The organism is Streptomyces sp. NPDC091271 (assembly GCF_044757505.1).
GTDB lineage: Bacteria > Actinomycetota > Actinomycetes > Streptomycetales > Streptomycetaceae > Streptomyces.
This window is the reverse complement of sequence record NZ_JBIVVD010000001.1, coordinates 879,655-900,254: the sequence shown is the minus strand read 5'-3', so window position 1 is coordinate 900,254 and position 20,600 is coordinate 879,655. Positions and strand designations below refer to the sequence as shown.

Here is a 20,600-nt window from a genome sequence, read left to right as displayed (position 1 = left end):
GGAATTCAACCAGGTTTGCGAATCCGTGCGCAGGGTCCCGGTCAGCGCAGCGGTGTGAGCGGCATCGCGCGGTCCTGCAGCGGCGGGGCGGAAGCCGTCGTGGACGGCTTCGGCTCCACTCCCGCGCGGAGCGCGGACGAGTACAGCGGGCCGGCGTCGGTCGGGCGTATGAGCGGCGGCACGGTCACGTTCAGCACCGGGAAGGCGAACGTGCCCCCGGTGAGCGCCGAGGTGCTCAGCAGCGAGGGCGCGGAGGCCGGCTGGGCGGACGAGGACGGGACGGCACCCGGCCGGAGGTCCTGGCCCTGGCCGACGGCGAGGGCGCCGCCGCCGCTGCGGCTGGCCGCCGCACTGGCGCTGCCGGTCCGCTCCTCGGCGTCGAGCGGGGTCGCGTTGCTGCCCGCGCCTTCGGCGCTGAGCGGGGCCTCCGGGTTGTGGTCGAGCGGGAGCGAGCCCCCCAGCGCGATGGCCGCGAGGGAGACCGCGCTGGCCGCGACGAACGCGAAGCGCCGGGCGCGCCAGGGGGAGCGGTCGGAGTCCCGGGCGACGTCATGGATGCGGAAGCCGGAACCGGACGCGCCGCCGGGCAGCACGGCCGTCGAGCCGTGAGCGGTGGGGAGGTAACCGAAGCCGTCCAGCGGGGGACGGCCTGATTCCGGGGAACCGGGCTGCAGCACGGGGAGGATTCCGTCCGCGAAGCGCCGTCGGCCGGTCGAACCGTCGTCCGGACCGCCACCGCTGCCGCTGGGGCCCCCGGGGAGGCCCTGCAGGCGGGCGAGGAAGCCCTCGGAGGGCGAGGGGTCGGCGGAGGTCGCGAAGGCGCTTTTCAGCCGTCGCTGGGCGTCGGCCTCGGCCTTGCACCGGGCGCAGGTCGCCAGATGGGCCAGGACCCGCTCCCGGGCATCGTGTTTGAGCTCGCCGTCGACAAGCGCGGCGAGCCGGTCCCCCAGATGCTGCTCCGCAGGGGTCGGACCTGTGCCACTCACGCCGTTCCGCCCTCCCCTGCCAGGACCGCGTCCGCGAGGGAACGCTGCTCGGCGCGGGCCTCGGGCGAACGGTGCTTGAGCGCCTTGCGCAGGTGCGAGCGGCCACGGTGGATGCGGCTGCGCACCGTGCCGAGCTTGACGCCGAGCGTGGCGGCGATCTCCTCGTACGAGAGGCCCTCGATGTCGCAGAGCACGACCGCGGCACGGAACTCGGGCGCGAGGGTGTCCAGCGCCTGCTGCACGTCCGCGTCGAAGTGGGTGTCGTTGAAGACCTGCTGCGGGGACGGCTCACGGCTCGGCAGCCGCTCGGCCGCGTCGTCGCCGAGGGAGTCGAAACGGATCCGCTGCTTGCGGCGGACCATGTCCAGGAAGAGATTCGTCGTGATCCTGTGCAGCCAGCCCTCGAAAGTGCCGGGCGTGTAGGTCGACAGCGACCGGAAGACGCGGACGAAGACTTCCTGGGTGAGGTCCTCGGCGTCGTGCTGGTTGCCCGTCAGCCGGTAGGCGAGGCGGTACACCCGGGCGCTGTGGGTGCTGACGATCTCTTCCCATGAGGGCGGGGTCCACGCCTGGGAATCCGCATCTGAGGCGAAGGTCGCGGTCGGTGCGGAATCGTTGGAAGAACGGTCAGCGATGTCGGTCACGGATTTCGGCTCACCCGCCGACCTGAGAAAGCGCCGCAGCGCACCTCTCCGATCCACAGGCGCAGCCGCACCTCCCCTATCGGCTCTGGTGGTGTCCAGTGGAGCCCCTACCATAGCCACCTCGCCCGTTAGCTCCGGATAAGCCTTTTTACCTGCTGGTGTCCCGGTGTCCCCGGGAGCAAGAGGCACATTCCGGACCCCGCCGCGGGGCCCGGTCCACGTGTTCTCCTCCGTCCTCTCATAACGCCCGGTCCCATCTGCGGGTTCCCGGGTCCAGCGGATACAGTCACCGTTGCGCCAACTACGGGGACAGGAGAGGGTCATTACCGCCAACCGGCAGACGAGCTGGGCATTCGCCGACGCCTTTGTCGCCGAGGAAGAAGCTCTGCTCTGGGCCCGGGACCGGGCCCACGAGGCAGGGCTCCGCCCGGTGTCCTCAGGCACCGGCGCGGCGTTGCGCCTGCTCGCTGCCACCGCGGACGCCAAGGCGGTGGCCGAGATCGGCACCGGAACCGGCGTGTCCGGCATCTATCTGCTGCAGGGCATGCGCCCGGACGGCGTTCTGACCACCGTCGACCCGGAGCCCGAGCGCCAGCAGTTCGCCCGCGAGGCCTTCCGGGCCGCGGGCTTCGCCACGAACCGTGCCCGGTTCATCCCGGGGCGCGCCCTCGACGTACTGCCGCGGCTGGCGGACGGCGGTTACGACCTCGTTTTCTGCGACGGCGACCGGCTCGAGAGCCTGGACTGCCTCGCTGAATCGTTGCGCCTGCTGCGACCTGGCGGACTGGTCTGTTTCGAGGGCGTCTTCGCCGACGGCCGCACGATCGACTCGGCGGCGCAGCCGGCCGAGGTGCTGCGCCTGCGCGAGCTCCTGCGGGCCGTGCGCGAGAGCCAGGAGCTCATGGCGACGCTGCTGCCGGTGGGCGACGGCCTGCTGTGCGCGGTACGGCGCGGCTGAGCCGGCCGTCCCGGGCCCGACCGCCGGGCCTCCCCCGACGCACTGCTGCCCCGGCACGGAATCCGTGCCGGGGCAGCAGTGAAGTGTGGGCGCCTCCGCCTCAGCCGACGACCTTCTTCAGCGCGTCACCGAGTGCATCGGCCTCGTCCGGAGTCAGCTCGACGACAAGCCGACCGCCGCCTTCGAGCGGAACGCGCATGACGATGCCCCGCCCCTCCTTTGTCACCTCGAGCGGGCCGTCGCCCGTCCGCGGCTTCATGGCCGCCATGCTCGTTCCCCTTCCTGAAACCAGCTCATCGCAGCCGGCGGCCCCATGACAGGCGCTGCCTCACCGGCGTCGAACACAATGCTTCCTCCGCATTATCCCGCATCAGAGACCCCGATGACCAACATCGGTCGGCATCGCTTGCGCAACGCGCTCTCGCAAAACCACTCAATTCGGCGATCCGGCTGCGATACTGCGCCGCCGTCGGCCCCCAGCCGAAGTCCAATCGTTAGACGCAGGTCACATGTCCGGCCCGCCCGAAGTCCGCCATGCTTGCCTGGACAGGCACGACGCCGGACCCGCAAGGAGACCCCGCAATGGCTGACACGGTGCTCACAGACGTGAGCGACGGGCTCGCGACGATCACGATCAATCGCCCCGACGCGATGAACGCCATGAACACCGCCGCCAAGGTCGCACTCCGCGACGCCCTTCTGGCGGTCGCGGACGACCCCGCCGTGCGCGCGGTTCTGCTCACGGCCACCGGGCGCGCCTTCTGCGTCGGCCAGGACCTCAAGGAGCACGTCGCCAAGCTCTCCGAGGCCCGTGAGACGGACGGCGGCAACGCGCTGAGCACGGTGCAGGAGCACTACAACCCCATCGTCCGCGCCATCACGGAGATGGAGAAGCCCGTGGTCGCGGGCGTCAACGGGGTCGCCGCGGGGGCGGGTTTCGGATTCGCTCTCGCCGCCGACTACCGCGTGGTCGCCGACACCGCGGCCTTCAACACGTCCTTCGCGGGTGTCGCGCTGACCGCCGACTCGGGCGTCTCCTGGACCCTCCCCCGGCTGATCGGCGCGAGCCGCGCCGCCGACCTGCTGTTCTTCCCCCGTTCGATCTCCGCCCAGGAGGCGTACGAGCTGGGCATCGTGAACAAGGTGGTGCCCGCGGCCGACCTGGCGAAGGAGGCACACGCGGTGGCCCGCGCCCTGGCGGACGGGCCGACCGTGGCCTACGCGGCCCTGAAGGCGTCCGTGGCGTACGGCGCCGGGCACACGCTCGCCGAGACCCTGGAGAAAGAGGACGAACTCCAGACGAAGGCGGGCGCGTCGCAGGACCACACGATCGCGGTCGAGGCGTTCCTCGCCAAGCAGCCGCCGAAATATCTCGGCAGGTAGGAGGGCCGGGGGCCTCCTGTCCCGATCATCCTCATCCGGACAGGAAGGCCCTACCGGCCGCCGCCCCGGGCCACGCAGTCGGCAAGATGGTCGTCGACGAGGCCGCAGGCCTGCATCAGCGCGTACGCCGTCGTGGGCCCGACGAAGCGGATGGAGCGCTTCTTCAGGTCCTTGGCCAGCGCGGTGGACTCCGGGGTGACCGCCGGGACGTCTGCGAGTGCGCGCGGGGCCGGCCGCGAGGCGGGGTCCGGTGCGTGGGACCAGATGAGCGCGTCCAGCTCGCCCTCGTCCCAGCCGGCCAGCACCTTGGCGTTGGCGAGCGTGGCGTCGATCTTCGCGCGGTTGCGGATGATTCCGGCGTCGGCGAGGAGGCGCTCCCTGTCGGCGTCGGTGAACCCCGCCACGGCGGAGATCTTGAATCCGGCGAACGCGCTGCGGAAGCCCTCGCGGCGGCGCAGGATCGTCAGCCACGACAGCCCCGACTGGAACGCCTCCAGACAGAGCCGCTCGAAGAGCGCGTCGTCGCCGTGGACCGGGCGGCCCCACTCGGTGTCGTGGTAGGCGAGGTAGTCCTCCGTGGACAGGCCCCACGGGCAGCGCGGCCGCCCGTCCGCCGCCGGCTCCGCGCCGCTCATCGCCCGCCCTCCCCGTCCTGCGGGCCGTCACCGGCGGCGGGCGGTTCGCCCGGCCGCTTGAAGAGGTCGGGGCCGTTCACCGCGGTCGCCTGGGCCCCGGCGAGCGCCGACTCCAGCTCGGCGATGTGGGCGTCGCGCTCGGCGAGCTCCGCCCCCAGCCGTCCGAGGGCCTCGTCCACGTCCGTCATGCGGTAGCCGCGCACGGCCATGGGCAGCCGCATGGCTTCGACATCGGCGCGGCCGACGGGGCGGTCGGCGGGCAGCGGGTCGGTGAGCCGCTCGGGCTCGACGTCCTGCAGCACCGCGCTTCCGCCTCCGCCGACCACCGCCAGGGTGACCGCGGCCACGACCACGGCCATCGTGAGCAGCAAGAACCAGAACACGTGCATCTCCCCGGGAGCGGAATACCTGTCCGGGTCAGATCGTGCCATGCGCCGCTGACAGTCAGGGCCTCACCGCGGAACAGCCGGACCCAGCGCCTCACGCAGGAGCGTGACGGCCGGAGGGATCTCCGTCTCGCTGATGTTGCCGTAACCGAGGACGAGCGCGCGCTGCCCCGGCCGCTCCGCGCGGTAGTCGCGCTGCTCCGGCCGCTCCGCGCGGTAGTCGTCGAGATCCACCAGTCGCAGCCCGGCGGCGGCCGCGGACCGGACCGCCTCGCCGAGGACGTCCCCGTCCGGCAGGTGGAGCAGGATGTGCAGCCCGGCGGCGGTGCCGGAGACCCGGCCCTCCGGCACCTGGTCGCCGAGCGTCCGGACCAGCAGGTCGCGGCGGGAGCGGAACCGCCGTCGCGAGGCGCGCAGGTGGGCGTCGTACCATCCGCGGTCGAGGAAGGTGGCGAGCGCGAGCTGGTCGAGTACCGGTGGTGCCGCGGCGACGGGGTTCGCCGCCCGGAGCGCCGGGGTCATTCCGGCGGGCGCGACCAGCCAGCCCAGGCCGAGGGCGGGCGACAGCGTCTTGCTGACGGATCCGAGCAGGACGACACGGCTCGGATCCATCCCCTGCATGACGGCGACCGGGTGGTGGTCGTAGCGGAACTCGGAGTCGTAGTCGTCCTCGATGACGAAGCCGTGCACCTCGCGGGCCCAGCGCACCAGACCGGCCCGGCGCTCCGGGGACAGCACCGTGCCGGTGGGGAACTGGTGTGCCGCCCCGACGACGACGGCCCTGGCGGGCGTACGCGCGAGCTCCTCGACGCGGAGGCCGTCGTGGTCGACGGGCACCGGGTGCACACGCAGGCCGGCGCTCGTCGCGGCGTCCCGCAGCCGCCCCCAGCCCGGGTCCTCCACGGCCAGGTCGGCGATCCCTCCGGCCCGCAGCGCCCGGCACGTGCGGAACAGGCCGTCGATGGCGCCCGCGCACACGGACACGGACCCGGCGTGCGCGTCCGCGCCGCGTGAGCGCCGCAGGTACTCCGCCACGGTGGTCCGCAGCACCACGTGTCCGGCGGGGTCGGGCCGGCCGAGGTCGTAGTGGACCGCCGAGCCCGTGACCGCCCGGACGGCCTCCGCCCATCGGCGGCGCGGAAAGGCCCGCAGGTCGGGAAGGCCGGGCGCGAGGTCGTACCGGATGGGCGGCCGCTCGGGTGCGCGCCGCTCGCGGGGGCGCGGCGGCGCGGTCTCCGGTGACCAGGAGACGCGCGTGGCGGAGCCGACCCGGGCGGAGAGATATCCCTCCGCGACGAGCTGCCCGTACGCCTCCGTCACGACCCAGCGGGAGCAGCCGAGTTCCTCGGCGAGCGCGCGGCTCGGGGGCACGGCGGCGCCCTCCACGAGCCTGCCGTTCCGTATCTCGGTGCGCAGGGCGTGAGCCAGGCGGTCGTGCAGGCGGCGCCGGCCGCGTTCCGGGGGGCCGACGTCCAGCAGCGTCGCCCAGGCGTGATTGGTCCGGGAAAAGTCCACGGTATTGGAGCGTAGCGGCGAGCCGAATCCGCCTACCGTCAAGGACATGATCAAGAACCTGATTCTCGGGGCCATGCTCTTCGGCACGGCCCAGGACGAACGCCGGTCGTTCGAGCTCCTGGACCACTTCGTGGACGCCGGAGGCGTCTGGATCGACACCGCCGACTGCTACGCGTTCTGGGCCGACCCGGCAGGCTTCGGCGGCCACAGCGAGACCTTGCTCGGACGCTGGATGGCACGCCGCCCGGGCGTCCGTGACCGCGTCAGGATCAGCACGAAGGTGGGCTGCGAGCCGACCGTGGCCGGGCGGTTCCCGGAGACGGCCGAGGGCCTGTCGGCCAAGGCCGTGAAGAGCGCGTTCGAGGCCGGCCTGCGACGGCTCGGTACGGACCGCGTCGACCTGTACTGGGCCCACATGCCCGATCCGTCCACGCCGCTGGAGGAGACGGTCGCCGCCTTCGACGAGCTGGTGTCCGCGGGCACGGTCGACCGCCTCGGCTGCTCCAACTACCCCGTCTGGCAGGTCGCGCGGGCCAGGCAGATCGCGCGGGACCAGGGCGGCACCGGCTTCACCGCCGTGCAGCAGCAGCACTCCTACCTGCAACCGCGCCCCGGGACCCGGCCCAACGTGTCGCACCGGTTCGGCAGGGTCACCGACGAGGTGCTCCATTACGTGGAGCACCAGCCGGACCTGGAGCTGTGGGCGTACACGCCTCTGCTGAGCGGCGGCTACACCCGCGAGGACAAGCCGCTGCCGGCGGAGTACGACCATCCCGGCACCGCCCGCCGCCTCGCCGCGCTCGACGAGATCGCCGCCGAGACCGGCACGAACCGCAACCGCGTGGTGCTGGCGTGGCTGACCGGAGGGAGTCCGGCGGCCATGCCGATCGTCGGTGTGAGCACGGTCGAGCAGCTGGACGAGGCGCTCGCGGGGGTGTCGCTCGAGCTGACCGCCGAGCAGCGCGAACGCCTGGACTCCACTGTGTGACCTGGTGCCGCCTCCCACTCGCCGGGTGAGATCGTAAAGTCGCAGGCGGGCTACAGGGAGGAAGCAGGAATGCGAAGCGGGACGCTCAGGCTGGGACGGCGGGAGTTCGGGCCGCACGAGCCGGTGATCATGGCGATCGTGAACCGGACTCCCGACTCCTTCTACGACCAGGGGGCGACCTTCCGCGACGAACCCGCGCTCTCCCGGGTCGAGCAGGCCGTCGCGGACGGCGCCGCGATCGTCGACATCGGCGGGGTGAAGGCCGGCCCCGGCGAGGAGGTCACTGCGCAGGAGGAGGCGCGCCGTACGGTCGGCTTCGTCGCCGAGGTGCGCCGCCGCCACCCGGACGTCGTGATCAGTGTGGACACCTGGCGGCACGACGTGGGCGAGGCCGTCTGCGAGGCGGGGGCCGACCTGCTGAACGACGCGTGGGGCGGCGTGGACCCGAAGCTGGCGGAGGTGGCCGCGCGGTTCGGAGCGGGGCTGGTGTGCACGCACGCGGGCGGCGCCGAGCCCCGTACACGTCCGCACCGGACCGCCTACGACGATGTGATGGCGGACATCCTGCGCGTGACCCTGGGTCTCGCCGAGCGGGCCGTGGAGCTCGGGGTGAGGCCGGACGGGATCATGATCGACCCGGGGCACGACTTCGGGAAGAACACCCGGCACTCGCTGGAGGCGACGCGCCGGCTGGAGGAGATGACGGCCACGGGCTGGCCGGTGCTGGTCTCCCTCTCCAACAAGGACTTCGTCGGGGAGACGCTCGACAGGCCGGTCAAGGAGCGCGTCATCGGCACGCTCGCGACGACGGCCGTGTCGGCCTGGCTGGGGGCGCAGGTCTACCGGGTGCACGAGGTGGCCGAGACCCGGCAGGTCCTCGACATGGTGGCCTCCATCGCGGGCCACCGGCCGCCGGCGGTCGCGCGGCGGGGCCTCGCGTAGGCCGCACCCCTCTCCCGTGGACGGGCGGGGAGAGGGGTGGACGCGGCGGCTCCGCCAGGGTCTTTCGTCTGGATCAGGCTGGAGCCCGGCATGATCCGAACGAGAGGCCCTAGCGGCCGACTTCCTTCGTGACCAGCCGGACAGCCTCGTCCACGTCGTCCGTGACGTGGAACAGCATCAGGTCCCGCTCGGAGGCCTTGCCGCCCGCGACCACGGTGTCCCGCAGCCAGTCGACCAGGCCGCCCCAGTACGCCGTACCGAACAGGACGATCGGGAAGCGCGTCACCTTGCCCGTCTGCACCAGGGTCAGCGCCTCGAAGAGCTCGTCCAGCGTGCCCAGGCCGCCGGGCAGGACGACGAAGCCCTGCGCGTACTTCACGAACATCGTCTTGCGGACGAAGAAGTAGCGGAAGTTGACGCCGATGTCGACATGTGGATTCAGCCCGGACTCGAAGGGCAGCTCGATGCCGAGTCCGACGGAGACGCCGTTCGCCTCCCGCGCCCCCTTGTTCGCCGCCTCCATGGCGCCGGGGCCGCCGCCCGTGATGACGGCGAATCCCGCCTCGACGAGCGCCTTGCCGATCTGTACGCCCGCCTCGTAGTCCGGTCCGCCCGCCGGGGTGCGGGCCGAACCGAAGACGCTGATGGCGCTGGGAAGTTCCGCCAGCGCGCCGAATCCCTCCACGAACTCGGACTGGATCCGCATGACCCGCCAGGGGTCGGTGTGGACCCATTCCGAGTCGCCCTCGGAATCCAGCAGCCGCTGATCGGTCGTGCCCGGCTGGACCTGGTCCCTGCGGCGCAGTACCGGCCCCAGTCGCTGTTCCTCGGGCTTCACCGCACCCTCGGGAATCTGCGCGCCCTCGGGGATCCGTGCGTCCTCCGGGTTGCCCATGACCTGCTCCCTCCGCCGACCTGCGATGTGCGTGTGTCGCTTCAGCGTAGATCGGCGGAGGTTACGCGCAGGGGAATGCCATGAGTCAGCTGGTGAGCCAGGAGCGGAGGCGGTCCTCGCAGTGCGTGATCCTCTCGACACGCACGTGCTCGTCCCGCTTGTGCGCGAAGAGCGGATCACCCGGACCGTAGTTCACCGCGGGGACGCCCAGGGAGCCGAACCGGGACACGTCCGTCCAGCCGAACTTGGGCCGCGCGACGCCGCCGACCGCTTCCATGAACGCCTTGGCGGCGGGGTGCGAGAGACCGGGCATCGCGGCTCCGGTGTGGTCGTCCACGACGAACTCGTCGACACCGCAGTCCGCGAAGACCTCCTGGACGTGCGCCTCGGCCTCCTCGGCAGTGATGTCGGGGGCGTAGCGGTAGTTGACGACCAGGGTGCAGGCGTCCGGGATGACGTTGGTGGCGACACCGCCCTCGATGCCGACCGCGTTGAGCCCTTCGCGGTACTCCAGCCCGTCGATCACCGGGCGGCGAGGCTCGTACGCGGCCAGCCGGGCCAGCGCCGGGGCGGCCGCGTGGATCGCGTTGGACCCCATCCAGCCGCGCGCGGAGTGGGACCGCTCGCCCTTGAACCGCAGATGGACGCGGAGCGTGCCCTGGCAGCCGCCCTCGACCTCGCCGTTGGAGCCCTCGAGGAGGACGGCGAAGTCCGCGTGGAGCCATTCGGGGTGCGCCTCGGCCACGTGACCGAGGCCGTTGAGGTGGGCGGCGACCTCTTCGTTGTCGTAGAAGATGAACGTGAGGTCGCGGTTGGGCTCCGGCACCGTCGCCGCGATGCGCAGCTGGACGGCCACGCCCGACTTCATGTCGGAGGTCCCGCAGCCCCACAGCACGCCGTCGTCGTCGAGCCTGGACGGCACGTTGTCCGCGATCGGGACGGTGTCGATGTGCCCCGCCAGCACGACCCGCTCGGCACGGCCCAGCCGCGTCCTGGCCACGATGTTGTTGCCGTGGCGGTCGACGGTCAGGTGCGGCAGTGGGCGCAGGGCCGCCTCGATGGCGTCGGCGAGGTCCTTCTCCTGCCCGCTGACCGACGGGAAATCGACCAGCCGTGCGGTGAGCGCCGGGCCGTCCAGGGCGAGGTCGAGCGTGTGTCCATCCATGGCCACGACCCTAGAGGACTTGTGTCCCGGCCCCGGTCCTACCCTCCAGTACGGTGGGCCCCGTGCCCCGGACCAGCTCTCCTCCCCGCCGCCGTCGCGCCCTCCGTGTCGCGGCCTCCTTCGCCGTGATCATGGCGCTGGCCGGCTACCTGGCCGTGCAGTACATCTCCGGTGAGCAGAGCGTGCCCCGCTGCACCGTCGGCCCCGCGGACGGGGGTGAGGGGCGTACGTACGAGCTGAGCCCGGACCAGGCCGCCAACGCCGCCACGATCTCCGCCGTGGGCACCACGCGGGGGCTGCCTGAGCGCGCGGTGACCATCGCGCTGGCGACCGCGCTGCAGGAGTCCACGCTGCGCAACCTCGACCACGGCGACCGGGACTCGCTCGGCCTCTTCCAGCAGCGCCCCTCGCAGGGGTGGGGCACGCCCGGGCAGATCATGGACCCGGTCTATTCGGCCGGGAAGTTCTACGAGCACCTCGTCGAGGTCCCGCGCTATCTGGATCTGAAGCTGACCGTCGCGGCCCAGTGGGTGCAGAAGAGCGCCTTCCCGGACGCGTACGCCAAGCACGAGCCGGACGCCCGGCTGCTGGCCGACGCGCTGACCGGACGCGCCCCCGCCTCGCTGACCTGCACGGTGCCGCCGCCGGCCGCCGGGGAGTCCGGGGACGCGGCGGAGGTCCGGTCCGATCTGGTGCGCGCCTTCGGGAAGGACGTCCTGCCGTCCGCCGGGTCGGCGGGCGCCTCCGCGGCGGGCACGGTGTCGGTGCCCGTACGGGCCGCGGACGACGCCGGGCCCCGGCGGGGCTGGGAGCTCGCCCACTGGGCGGTCGCGCGGGCCGGGACCCTGCGGATCGCGGAGGTCTCGTACGCGGGCCGGACGTGGACCGCCGAGTCGGGCTGGGGGACGGAACGCGGGGAATCGGGCGCCACAGCGGTCCGAATGCGGCTCGCTCAGTAGTACGACCCGTCATCCGTACGGGCCGTTCGGTGACCGCCGGCCCCCCACTGCCGGAACCGTTTCCGCGACCCTGCGCACCGGGCTGATTCCCGTGCCCGCACTCGGAAGTGACGGTTCATCGGGCGCTCGCCGAATGCGCCGTTCGCCCGGGTTCCTCCGTTGCGGATTATCCGACGCATTACCCAGTCTTTACCTCGGTGCCCCGCAACCTTCCCCGCCCCCGGACCGGTTGTTCAGTGCGTCCGATCACCGGACAGGCGGATTCCACATCCGCCGCGTAACCGTTGACGTCCCGTCGAAGGAGCATCATGTCCCTCCCCCTGACCCGCCGGATCGCCCGTGCCGCACTGCTGATCGCCGCGGGTGCGGCCCCTGTGGTCGGCGCGGCCGGTGCCGCGGGTGCCGCGGGGCTCCCGCAGACCCCCGCGCTCGGCGGCCTCACCTCGCTCGACGGCGCCGGACTCAGCAGCACGCTGGACTCCACCTCGAAGCAGGGCTCCGAGGTGGCGAACGAGACCGGCGGCAAGGTGGTCGGCACGACCCTTCCCGCCGCGGGCAAGACCCTTGAGAAGGCCGGCACCGTGGCGGACGGCGAGCTGACGGAGGACACCCTCCCGACCAAGAGCCTGCCGACCAAGGGCCTGCCGATCGGCTGATCCGCCGGAACACTCGCCGTCACGGGCGCACGGAGGGGCCTCGGGAGTGCGCACTCCCGAGGCCCCTCGGCGTACTGAGTCCCTAGGAAAGCCTCTTGACCGCGGCGTCCACACGCTCGTCCGAGGCCGTCAGGGCCACCCGTACGAAGCGGTCGCCGGCCGGCCCGTAGAAGTCGCCCGGCGCCACGAGGATGCCGAGCTCCGCCAGACGCGCCACGGTCTCCCAGCAGGGCTCGTCGCGCGTGGCCCAGAGGTAGAGGCTCGCCTCACTGTGCTCGATCCGGAAGCCATGGGCCTCCAGCGCGGCCCGCAGCACCGTGCGCCGCCGCGCGTAGCGCTCCCGCTGCTCCGCCACGTGCGTGTCGTCGCCCAGCGCCGCGACGGTCGCCGCCTGGACCGGGGCCGGGGTCATCATCCCGCCGTGCTTGCGGATCTGGAGCAGCTCGCCGAGGACGGCCGCGTCGCCCGCGACGAAGGCCGCGCGGTAACCGGCCAGGTTGGAACGCTTGGAGAGCGAGTGCACGGCGACGACACCCTCGTACGTGCCGCCGCAGACGTCCGCGTGGAGCACGGAGACGGGCTCGGCCTCCCAGCCGAGCTCGAGGTAGCACTCGTCGCTGAAGACCAGCACCCCGTGCTCGCGCGCCCAGGCGACGATCCGGATCAGCTCGTCCTTCGGCAGGACGCGGCCGGTCGGGTTGGACGGGGAGTTGAGCCAGAGCAGCTTCAGGCCCTCCGGGTCCAGCTCCGTCGGGTCGTCGTAGACGACGGGCTCGGCGCCGCAGAGCCGCGCGCCGACCTCGTACGTCGGGTAGGCGAGCCGAGGGTAGGCGACCTTGTCGCCCGCGCCGAGACCGAGCTGGGTCGGCAGCCAGGCGACCAGCTCCTTGGAGCCTACGACCGGCAGCACGTTCTCGTGTGTCACACCGGCCGCCGCGCCGAGCCTGCGCTCCACCCAGCCGGTCAGCGCGTCACGCAGCGCCTCGGTCCCCCACACCGTCGGATAGCCGGGGCTGTCCGCCGCGGCGATCAGCGCCCGCTGGATCAGCTCGGGCACCGGGTCGACCGGCGTACCGACCGACAGGTCCACGAGGCCGTCCGGATGGGCCACGGCCGTGGCCTTGTAGGGCGCCAGCTTGTCCCAGGGGAAGACCGGGAGACGGGAGGAGACGGGAACTGCTGCGGACACGGAGCTCTGCTTTCTCGTACGGGGGCGTGGCGGCCGGGAAACGCCTCGGCCCCGCACGGTGACAAGCCGTACGGGACCGGGCGGCGCTCGTGCCGCCGGCGGCTTACCCGCGGCAGGGAGCCGGCTCACTCCCTGCCGCGGGTGAGGCCGTTACTGGTTCTGCGGCGGCAGCGCGGCGATGAACGCGTGGTCGCGCTCGATGAGCCCCAGCTTGGAGGCGCCACCCGGCGAGCCGAGGTCGTCGAAGAACTCGACGTTCGCCTTGTAGTAGTCCTTCCACTCCTCCGGGGTGTCGTCCTCGTAGAAGATGGCCTCGACCGGGCAGACCGGCTCACAGGCTCCACAGTCGACACACTCGTCCGGATGGATGTACAAGGACCTGGAGCCCTCGTAGATGCAGTCGACGGGGCACTCTTCGATGCAGGCCTTGTCCTTCACGTCGACACAAGGCTGCGCGATGACGTAGGTCACGCTGTCGTTCCTCCTCGGTAGGGCGTTGGCTCTCGCGCGGGAGCGCGGCGTCGTCGATGCCCGCCCCTAGTATCTCCGTTCCGGGGCACGATCCGAACAGGAGGGGCAGACAGAGCTGTGGAATTCACCATGGGCGGACGGCTCGAGGTTCGCATAACCCCTGCTGACGTGGGCAAACGCGTATCCCTGCGGCGCGCCGCCGGCGTGCGGGGGGAGGGCGCGAAGTTCACCGACACGGTCGGGGTTCTCACATCGTGGGACGGCGGAGTGCTGTCGGTCACGACGAAGAACGGCGAGAGTATCCGCATCGCGGAATCGACGCTGGTGGCGGGCAAGGTGGTGCCCCCGGCCCCGGCTCGCCGCCGCGGCCCCGCCGCGTCGTTCGGCGAACTCGCCCGGGCTACCGCGCGCGCCTGGGAGCCCGTCGAGAGCGAACTCCTGGGCGACTGGCGGCTGCGCGCCGCAGGCGGATTCACCCGCCGCGCCAACTCCGTGCTGCCGCTCGGCGATCCGGGTCTCCCGATCGGCGAGGCGCTCGGGCGTGTCCGCCGCTGGTACGGGGAACGGGGCCTGCCCGCCTACGTCCAGACCGCCACGGGCGCCGAGGGCACGCAGGAGACGCTCTGCGCGGACCTGGAGGAGCACGGGTGGCGGCGCGAGGTGACCGCCGAGGTGCGGATCGCGGCGCTCGCCCCCGTCGGGGACCTGGACGCGGACATCTCCGCCGTACGGATGGCCCGTGAGCCGGACGAGGCGTGGCTCTCCCGGTACCAGCGTTTCGAGACCCCGGGGCCCCATGTGCTGGAAGTGCTGGGCAGCGGGCCTTCGGTGTGGTTCGCCTCCGTCCCGGGCGAGGGTCCGGCGGGGGTGCCCGCCGCGATCGGGCGCTGCGTGGTGGACGGCCGCTGGGCGGGGTTCATGGCCGTCGAGGTGGGCCCGGAGCACCGGCGCCGCGGTCTCGCGACGGCCGTCATGACGGCGCTGGCCCGCACGGCGCTGGACGAGGGCGCCTCGGCCGCGTGGCTACAGGTGGAGGCGGACAATGAAGGTGCCCGTGCGCTGTACGACGGCATGGGCTTCGCCACCCACCACAGCTACCACCACTTCCGGCCCGCGTAGCGGGGAGAGCAGCAAGGGGGACGTGCACACATGAGCGCCGAGGATCCCGGCACGGCCGAACGACGACGGCGGTTCGCCGAGGAGGCGCGCGCCGAACGGCCCGACCTCGCGCTGCTCTGCCTGCTGCTCGGTGCGGAGGCCGCACCTCCGTCACCCGGGGACGCCGATCCCCACGGCATCGACGCGGCGCAGATCGAGCTGGACCGGCTGGCCGGCCTCCTGCCGTACGGAGCCCGCGACGCCCGCTCGTGGGCGTCCGCACTGGCCGGACTGCTCGGCGAGCGCCGCGGTTTCGCGGGCTCGTCCCAGGACTACCAGCGGCTGGACTCGTCGGTGCTCCAGCAGGTGCTGCGGCGCCGCAGGGGGCTGCCCATCCTGCTGTCCGTGGTCTGGATCGAGGTCGCGCGGAGGGCCGGGGCGCCCGTCTACGGGCTGGCCCTCCCCGGCCATTACGTGGTTGGTTTCGGCGACCCGGCCGAGCGGGTGCTGGCCGACCCCTTCGCCGGCGGTGCGCCCCTGAGCGGCGAGGACGCGGATCTGATGGTGACGGGGATGACCGGGGAGCCGGCGGCGGCGATGCCGGTGCCCGCCAGGCCCCTGGAGACGGTGCTGCGGATCCTGAACAACGTCCGGGCCTGGGCGGCGGCACGCCCCGAGCGTACGGACGTGGCGCTGTGGGCCCTCGAACTCTCCCTGCTGCTGCCCTCGCACCCGGCCAGACTCCGCTACGAGCGGGCCCAGCTCCTCGTGCAGCGCGGGGAGTTCCTGCGGGGGGCGGCGGAGATGGACGAGTACGCCGAGATCGTCGACGGCATCGAGCCGACGGCGGCCGAGGCCATCCGCCACCGCGCCCAGGCCGCCAGAGCGCTGTTGAACTAGGCCTTCCCCCTGCGGTCACCCTGTGAACTCACAGGGAGCGCCGTCTGCACGCAAAGCGCCTCAATTGCCGTACAGCTCAGGCCATTTGTTGCCCGTTCGGCGATCGGCCGAGGCTCCTGACGCACACCTCTTGACGTGTCCAGGGCGACAGCGGTTACATCGGCGACACGAGAGAGCGCTCTCTCGCCTCTCTCGAGGTTCCGTCGTGCACCCGTACCACGACCCAGGAGACGTCATCCATGCAAGCTCCCCCCACGAGTTCCGCGCCCCCCACCGCCCCTCGCCGACCCCACCGGTCCAGGGCGCTCGGCTTCGCCGCGCTCGCCGTTTCGCTGCTCATGGCCTTCCCCACAGCCCAGTCGGCGTTCGGTGAAGAGGCCCAGGAGGTCCCCGGCGGTGGTGACCTCGGCCCCAACGTGCTGGTCTTCGACCCCTCGACCCCGGACATCCAGGGCAAGGTCGACGAGGTCTTCAAGAAGCAGGAGTCGAACCAGTTCGGCACCGACCGCTACGCGCTGATGTTCAAGCCGGGCACGTACGACAACATCAACGCCCAGATCGGTTTCTACACCTCGATCGCCGGACTCGGCCTGAACCCCGACGACACCACCTTCAACGGCGATGTCACCGTGGACGCCGGCTGGTTCAACGGCAACGCCACCCAGAACTTCTGGCGTTCGGCCGAGAACCTCGCCCTCAACCCGGTCAGCGGCACCAACCGCTGGGCCGTCTCCCAGGCCGCCCCCTTCCGCCGTATGCACGTCAAGGGCGGCCTCAACCTCGCCCCGAACGGCTACGGCTGGGCCAGCGGCGGCTACATCGCCGACAGCAAGATCGACGGCCAGGTAGGCCCCTACTCGCAGCAGCAGTGGTACACCCGCGACAGCTCCATCGGCAGCTGGGGCAACGGCGTCTGGAACATGACGTTCTCCGGCGTCGAGGGCGCCCCCGCCCAGAGCTTCCCCGAGCCGCCGTACACCACGCTGGACACCACCCCGGTCTCCCGCGAGAAGCCCTTCCTCTACCTCGACGGCAACGCCTACAAGGTCTTCGTCCCCGCAAAGCGCACCAACGCACGGGGCACTACCTGGGCCGACGGAACCCCCGAGGGTGAGTCCATCCCCCTCGACCAGTTCTACGTGGTGAAGCCGGGCGCGACCGCCCAGACGATCAACGCGGCCGTGGACCAGGGCCTGCACCTGCTGTTCACGCCCGGTGTCTACCACGTCGACGAGCCCATCGAGATCGACCGCGCCGACACGGTCGCCCTCGGCCTGGGGCTCGCCACGATCATCCCGGACAACGGGGTGACCGCGATCAAGGTCGGCGACGTCGACGGCGTCAAGCTCGCAGGACTCCTGGTCGACGCGGGACAGACCAACTCCGAGACGCTCATCGAGGTCGGCCCCGAGGGCGCGGCGGCCGACCACTCGGCGAACCCGACCAGCCTCCAGGACGTCTTCGTCCGGGTCGGTGGGGCGGGCGCCGGCAAGGCGACCACCGGAATGGTGGTCAACAGCGACGACACGATCATCGACCACACCTGGCTGTGGCGCGCCGACCACGGCGACGGGGTCGGCTGGGAGACCAACCGCTCCGACTACGGCCTCCGGGTCAACGGCGACGACGTACTGGCCACCGGGCTGTTCGTCGAACACTTCAACAAGTACGACGTCCAGTGGTACGGCGAGAACGGGAAGACGATCTTCTTCCAGAACGAGAAGGCCTACGACGCCCCCAACCAGGCCGCCATCCAGAACGGCGACATCAAGGGCTACGCCGCCTACAAGGTGGCCGACTCCGTCACCACCCACGAGGGCTGGGGCATGGGCAGCTACTGCTACTTCAACGTCGACCCGACCATCCGCCAGCAGCACGGCTTCCAGGCCCCGGTGAAACCCGGAGTCAAGTTCCACGACCTGCTCGTCGTCTCCCTCGGCGGCCAGGGACAGTACGACCACGTCATCAACGACACCGGATCCCCCACATCCGGTACGGACACCATCCCGTCCCAGGTGGTGTCCTTCCCGTAGACCGGGGGGAGGCAGGGCCCGGCCGCGAGTGCGGCCGGGCCCTGTCCCGTCCGGTCACGCGTCCCGTTCAGACCACGCAGAACTCATGGCCCTCCGGGTCGGCCATCTCCACATGATCCGGACGCCCCTGGAACTCGTGCACCCGGATCACCGTGCCGCCGGCGGCCGTCAGCCGCTCCACGGCCTCGGCCACCCGCGGCCACCTGGTCTCCCACGGTGTCTCGCGGCCACCGCCCGCCTGCACGTCGAGATGCAGGCGGTTCTTCGCCGTCTTGGGCTCCGGGACCTTCAGGAAGGACAGGCTCGGGCCCGTGCCGTCCGGGTCCGACAGATAGGCACCGTCGTCCCACTCCTCCTCCGGGACGTCGTGGTGGGCGAACCACTCCTCCCAGCTGCCGAATCCGGCGGGCGGCGGCTTCTCCACGTACCCGAGCGCCGACGCCCAGAATCCCGCCAGTACTTTCGGGTGCGCGCAGTCGATCGTCAGACTCCACGGGGTGGACATGATTCCGTCTCCTCTGCGTGCCGGGACGTACGACGGCCGCCCCCGCCCGGAGATCCGGGCGGGGGCGGGTCGTGCGGGTGTGTCGCGTCCGGTCAGCCCGCGCCGGTCAGGTCGATCGCGACGGTGCGCTCCGCGGGGGTCTTGCCGAGCAGCGCGCCCTGCATGGCCTGGGCCACGTCGGTCGAGCTGACCTGGTGCTTCTTCCCGTCCCCCTTGGTGATCATGATGCCGTCGAAGACGCCGTCCAGCAGGGTGTCGATCGCTTCCCTGTCGTAGACGGGGACCAGCTTGCCGTCGACCGGCTTCATGGACAGGATCTGCGGCAGGGACCTCGCGGGGCCGAAGTCGATCTGCTTGGGCCCTGCCTTGATGGTGACCAGACCGGACATCGCAGGCTCGGCGAAGTCCTTCATCGCCCGGTCCAGTTCGGCCTGGGTGATCGTGGGTTCGGTGGCGGCCACCGGCAGTTCGACGACGGCCGGCTCACCGGTCTGGACCTGCGCGCGATAGGCGTCGCGGACGGAGATCATCGACCGGTTGACGTCCAGCGACTTCCCCGACTTGCCGGGGACGGCCACGGCCTTGTTCGGCTCGAACTTGATCGTGCCGTCGTTGGCGGAGCCGGAGACGCCCGCCAGGTCGGTCAGCGCGACCCCGAGCTTCTCCTCGTCGACCGGGATCACCGGGTCGGCGGGACGTGCCCCGCCGAAGAGGGAGCCGATCACCGAGACCGGGTTGTAGTCGCTGCCCGCGGCGCCACGGACGGTCTCCTGGCTGTCCAGGGTGAGGCCGGCCTTGTCGGGGGCGAGCTTCTCCTCCTTGCCGTCCACGGACAACTGCAGAGGCGCCTGAGCGCGCTTGCCGAGGGCGGCCTCGAGCTTGGTGACCGCCTCCTCCTTCGTGCCGCCGCCGATGTCGACGCCGAGCACGGTGGTGCCCTTGGGGACCTCGGAGTGGTTCATCAACAGGCCGGCGCCGTAGGCGATGCCGAGCAGCACGACGACTGCCACGCACAGCAGGACCAGCTTGGAGCGGCCCTTCCTTGCGGGCGCCGCGGCCTTCGGAGCGGGCCGGGGAGCGGGCGCCGGGGCGCCCTCGTCCACCGGTCCGCCGCCCATGGGGCCCTCGGGCGGCCGGACCCCGCCGGGCCCGCCCGGGAACGCCGAACGGGGCTCCGCGGGGATGACGGGGATACCGCTGGTGAGCGTGTCGCCGGAGACATGGCCGCCGGAGCCGGACCCGGGAACCGGGGCGGGAGCCTGCGGCGTCAGGATCGCGGTGTCGTCCGACATCCGCGGGGGTACGCCGCCGGGGCCGCCGGGCCGGGGGCCGGACGGGCCGCCAGGTGCCTGGCCGGGTCCGCCGGGTCCGCCAGGAAGACGGTCGAGGTTCGGCGTCAGGGACGAAGTCCCGGTGACCGGGCCGGTGGTGGGCCCGGAGGGACCCGGCCCGGCGGGCGGCCGCATGCCGGGGTTCGGCGTGGACCGAGGACCGGAGTCGAGGTCGTCGAGGGCGCTGCGGCCCGGACGGGGCGCGCCGCCCCGGTCGCCGGGCTGCTGCGGACCGTCGGGGAAGTACGGCGCGTCCGGGCGGGGCGGCGTAGGGCCACGGCCCGCGCCGGAGGGACCGCCGGCGGATCCACCACCGGGGCCCTGGCCCGGGCCCTGCCCAGCGCCGGGACCCGGGCCCTGACCGGGGCCGGAACCCTGGCCGGGCGCGCCCGAAGCCGAGGCCGCGGGTGCGGCGCCCGCACCCGGGGCCTTGCGCGGGGCGAACCAGTCGCTGCCGCTCTTCTCCCTGGCCGGCTTCTCGGCCGGGACGTCGGCAGTCGGGCGGCCGTCACGCGCGTCCGGGCCGGGAGCGGGCGCTCCACCGGACGACGGCACGGGTGCGCCGGGCCTCGGGGCGGAGCCCGTGCGCTCGGGGTCCGGGCGGTCGGCGGACGCGTCACTCATCGGCGTACGCATGACGACAGGCGGGATCGGACGCGAGCCCGGGATGTTGATCCGGATACGCGTCGTCAGCGTCGTCTCTGTTCTGGGCTCCTCGGGCTGAGGCGGATCCGCAGGCTCCGGAGTCTCCTCCGGCCCGTCCTGGGACGGGTGCAGCGACGGATACTGGCGTGATCCGTACGGCGGCGTACCCGACGGGTACGCGGCTCCTCCGCGCCCCTGGGGCCCGGAGGACGAACTGTCAGTTTCACGACTCAAAGCAGGTTCTCCCGATTGGCTCCGCCGCCCGTACTTCCCCCATGCCGCAGGCCAGGGGACGGCTCGGCGCGCGCACCACCAT

The 20,600-nt window shown here is 72.2% G+C and carries 21 protein-coding genes; 9 read left to right on the top strand and 12 right to left on the bottom strand.

Features of this window, described 5'->3' with window-relative positions:
* Positions 1-41 precede the first annotated feature (41 nt).
* Both ACIQM3_RS04410 and sigE read right to left on the bottom strand, forming a co-directional pair.
* Positions 42-986: an anti-sigma factor family protein gene (locus tag ACIQM3_RS04410; RefSeq protein ID WP_401618590.1), complete on the bottom strand. Its 945-nt coding sequence runs from the start codon at positions 984-986 to the stop codon at positions 42-44.
* Positions 983-1,744: an RNA polymerase sigma factor SigE gene (gene sigE / locus ACIQM3_RS04405; protein WP_187355817.1), complete on the bottom strand. Its 762-nt coding sequence runs from the start codon at positions 1,742-1,744 to the stop codon at positions 983-985. The genes ACIQM3_RS04410 and sigE overlap by 4 nt, the downstream gene beginning before the upstream one ends.
* Before the next feature lie 178 nt (positions 1,745-1,922).
* Between sigE and ACIQM3_RS04400 the strand changes: the two genes are divergently transcribed.
* Positions 1,923-2,588, top strand: a complete 666-nt coding sequence (locus ACIQM3_RS04400; protein WP_356716108.1) for an O-methyltransferase — start codon at positions 1,923-1,925, stop codon at positions 2,586-2,588.
* A gap of 100 nt (positions 2,589-2,688) precedes the next feature.
* On the opposite strand, the gene ACIQM3_RS04395 is transcribed toward ACIQM3_RS04400, so the two are convergent.
* Positions 2,689-2,856, bottom strand: a complete 168-nt coding sequence (locus tag ACIQM3_RS04395; RefSeq protein WP_003966491.1) for a DUF3117 domain-containing protein — start codon at positions 2,854-2,856, stop codon at positions 2,689-2,691.
* 314 nt (positions 2,857-3,170) lie between these two features.
* Here ACIQM3_RS04395 and ACIQM3_RS04390 point away from each other — a divergent pair, with 314 nt between their 5' ends.
* Positions 3,171-3,971, top strand: coding sequence for an enoyl-CoA hydratase/isomerase family protein (locus tag ACIQM3_RS04390; RefSeq protein ID WP_401618586.1), 801 nt, complete (start codon positions 3,171-3,173; stop codon positions 3,969-3,971).
* A 50-nt stretch (positions 3,972-4,021) separates the two neighbouring features.
* Here ACIQM3_RS04390 and ACIQM3_RS04385 read toward each other — a convergent pair whose 3' ends face one another.
* The 3 genes from ACIQM3_RS04385 to ACIQM3_RS04375 all read right to left on the bottom strand — a co-directional run bounded on the left by ACIQM3_RS04385 (position 4,022) and on the right by ACIQM3_RS04375 (position 6,507).
* Entirely contained in the window at positions 4,022-4,606 is a 585-nt protein-coding gene (locus tag ACIQM3_RS04385) for a DNA-3-methyladenine glycosylase I (RefSeq protein ID WP_401618583.1), read from the bottom strand.
* Positions 4,603-4,995 (bottom strand): DivIVA domain-containing protein, encoded by a 393-nt coding sequence (locus ACIQM3_RS04380; RefSeq protein WP_393764476.1) that lies wholly within the window; start codon positions 4,993-4,995, stop codon positions 4,603-4,605. The genes ACIQM3_RS04385 and ACIQM3_RS04380 overlap by 4 nt, the downstream gene beginning before the upstream one ends.
* A 63-nt stretch (positions 4,996-5,058) precedes the next feature.
* On the bottom strand, positions 5,059-6,507 hold the full coding sequence (locus ACIQM3_RS04375) for a PLP-dependent aminotransferase family protein (RefSeq protein ID WP_401618580.1): 1,449 nt from the start codon (positions 6,505-6,507) through the stop codon (positions 5,059-5,061).
* Between the two features lie 46 nt (positions 6,508-6,553).
* Between ACIQM3_RS04375 and ACIQM3_RS04370 the strand changes: the two genes are divergently transcribed.
* Together ACIQM3_RS04370 and folP are read left to right on the top strand one after the other, a co-directional pair.
* Positions 6,554-7,495: an aldo/keto reductase gene (locus tag ACIQM3_RS04370; RefSeq protein WP_401618577.1), complete on the top strand. Its 942-nt coding sequence runs from the start codon at positions 6,554-6,556 to the stop codon at positions 7,493-7,495.
* A 69-nt stretch (positions 7,496-7,564) separates the two neighbouring features.
* Positions 7,565-8,437 (top strand): dihydropteroate synthase, encoded by an 873-nt coding sequence (gene folP, locus ACIQM3_RS04365; protein WP_401618574.1) that lies wholly within the window; start codon positions 7,565-7,567, stop codon positions 8,435-8,437.
* 109 nt (positions 8,438-8,546) lie between these two features.
* Here folP and ACIQM3_RS04360 read toward each other — a convergent pair whose 3' ends face one another.
* Together ACIQM3_RS04360 and dapE are read right to left on the bottom strand one after the other, a co-directional pair.
* Positions 8,547-9,332 (bottom strand): TIGR00730 family Rossman fold protein, encoded by a 786-nt coding sequence (locus ACIQM3_RS04360; RefSeq protein WP_203182296.1) that lies wholly within the window; start codon positions 9,330-9,332, stop codon positions 8,547-8,549.
* A gap of 85 nt (positions 9,333-9,417) precedes the next feature.
* The gene (gene dapE, locus ACIQM3_RS04355; RefSeq protein ID WP_401618570.1) at positions 9,418-10,497 is read right to left on the bottom strand and encodes a succinyl-diaminopimelate desuccinylase; all 1,080 of its coding nucleotides are present in this window, start codon (positions 10,495-10,497) and stop codon (positions 9,418-9,420) included.
* Positions 10,498-10,559: 62 nt separating this feature from the next.
* Here dapE and ACIQM3_RS04350 point away from each other — a divergent pair, with 62 nt between their 5' ends.
* Positions 10,560-11,456: a hypothetical protein gene (locus tag ACIQM3_RS04350; RefSeq protein WP_401618567.1), complete on the top strand. Its 897-nt coding sequence runs from the start codon at positions 10,560-10,562 to the stop codon at positions 11,454-11,456.
* A 308-nt stretch (positions 11,457-11,764) separates the two neighbouring features.
* Complete coding sequence (locus ACIQM3_RS04345; protein WP_401618564.1) at positions 11,765-12,112, top strand: ATP-binding protein; 348 nt, start codon at positions 11,765-11,767, stop codon at positions 12,110-12,112.
* Positions 12,113-12,194: 82 nt separating this feature from the next.
* Here the strand turns inward: ACIQM3_RS04345 and dapC are convergent, their stop codons facing one another.
* Positions 12,195-13,301: a succinyldiaminopimelate transaminase gene (gene dapC, locus ACIQM3_RS04340; protein WP_401618562.1), complete on the bottom strand. Its 1,107-nt coding sequence runs from the start codon at positions 13,299-13,301 to the stop codon at positions 12,195-12,197.
* Positions 13,302-13,451: 150 nt separating this feature from the next.
* Positions 13,452-13,772, bottom strand: a complete 321-nt coding sequence (gene fdxA / locus ACIQM3_RS04335) for a ferredoxin (RefSeq protein ID WP_014154250.1) — start codon at positions 13,770-13,772, stop codon at positions 13,452-13,454.
* Positions 13,773-13,889: 117 nt separating this feature from the next.
* On the opposite strand from fdxA, the gene ACIQM3_RS04330 reads away from it, so the two are divergent.
* From ACIQM3_RS04330 to ACIQM3_RS04320, 3 genes are all read left to right on the top strand, one after another.
* Positions 13,890-14,891: a GNAT family N-acetyltransferase gene (locus ACIQM3_RS04330; RefSeq protein ID WP_401618558.1), complete on the top strand. Its 1,002-nt coding sequence runs from the start codon at positions 13,890-13,892 to the stop codon at positions 14,889-14,891.
* Between the two features lie 30 nt (positions 14,892-14,921).
* A complete protein-coding gene (locus tag ACIQM3_RS04325) occupies positions 14,922-15,770 on the top strand; it encodes a transglutaminase-like domain-containing protein (protein WP_401618555.1) in 849 nt (282 codons plus the stop codon).
* Between the two features lie 239 nt (positions 15,771-16,009).
* Positions 16,010-17,803, top strand: coding sequence for a coagulation factor 5/8 type domain-containing protein (locus ACIQM3_RS04320; protein WP_401618552.1), 1,794 nt, complete (start codon positions 16,010-16,012; stop codon positions 17,801-17,803).
* A gap of 67 nt (positions 17,804-17,870) precedes the next feature.
* Here the strand turns inward: ACIQM3_RS04320 and ACIQM3_RS04315 are convergent, their stop codons facing one another.
* Together ACIQM3_RS04315 and ACIQM3_RS04310 are read right to left on the bottom strand one after the other, a co-directional pair.
* Positions 17,871-18,308, bottom strand: a complete 438-nt coding sequence (locus ACIQM3_RS04315) for a VOC family protein (RefSeq protein WP_401618549.1) — start codon at positions 18,306-18,308, stop codon at positions 17,871-17,873.
* Positions 18,309-18,400: 92 nt separating this feature from the next.
* On the bottom strand, positions 18,401-20,518 hold the full coding sequence (locus tag ACIQM3_RS04310; RefSeq protein WP_401618546.1) for a hypothetical protein: 2,118 nt from the start codon (positions 20,516-20,518) through the stop codon (positions 18,401-18,403).
* Positions 20,519-20,600 lie beyond the last annotated feature (82 nt).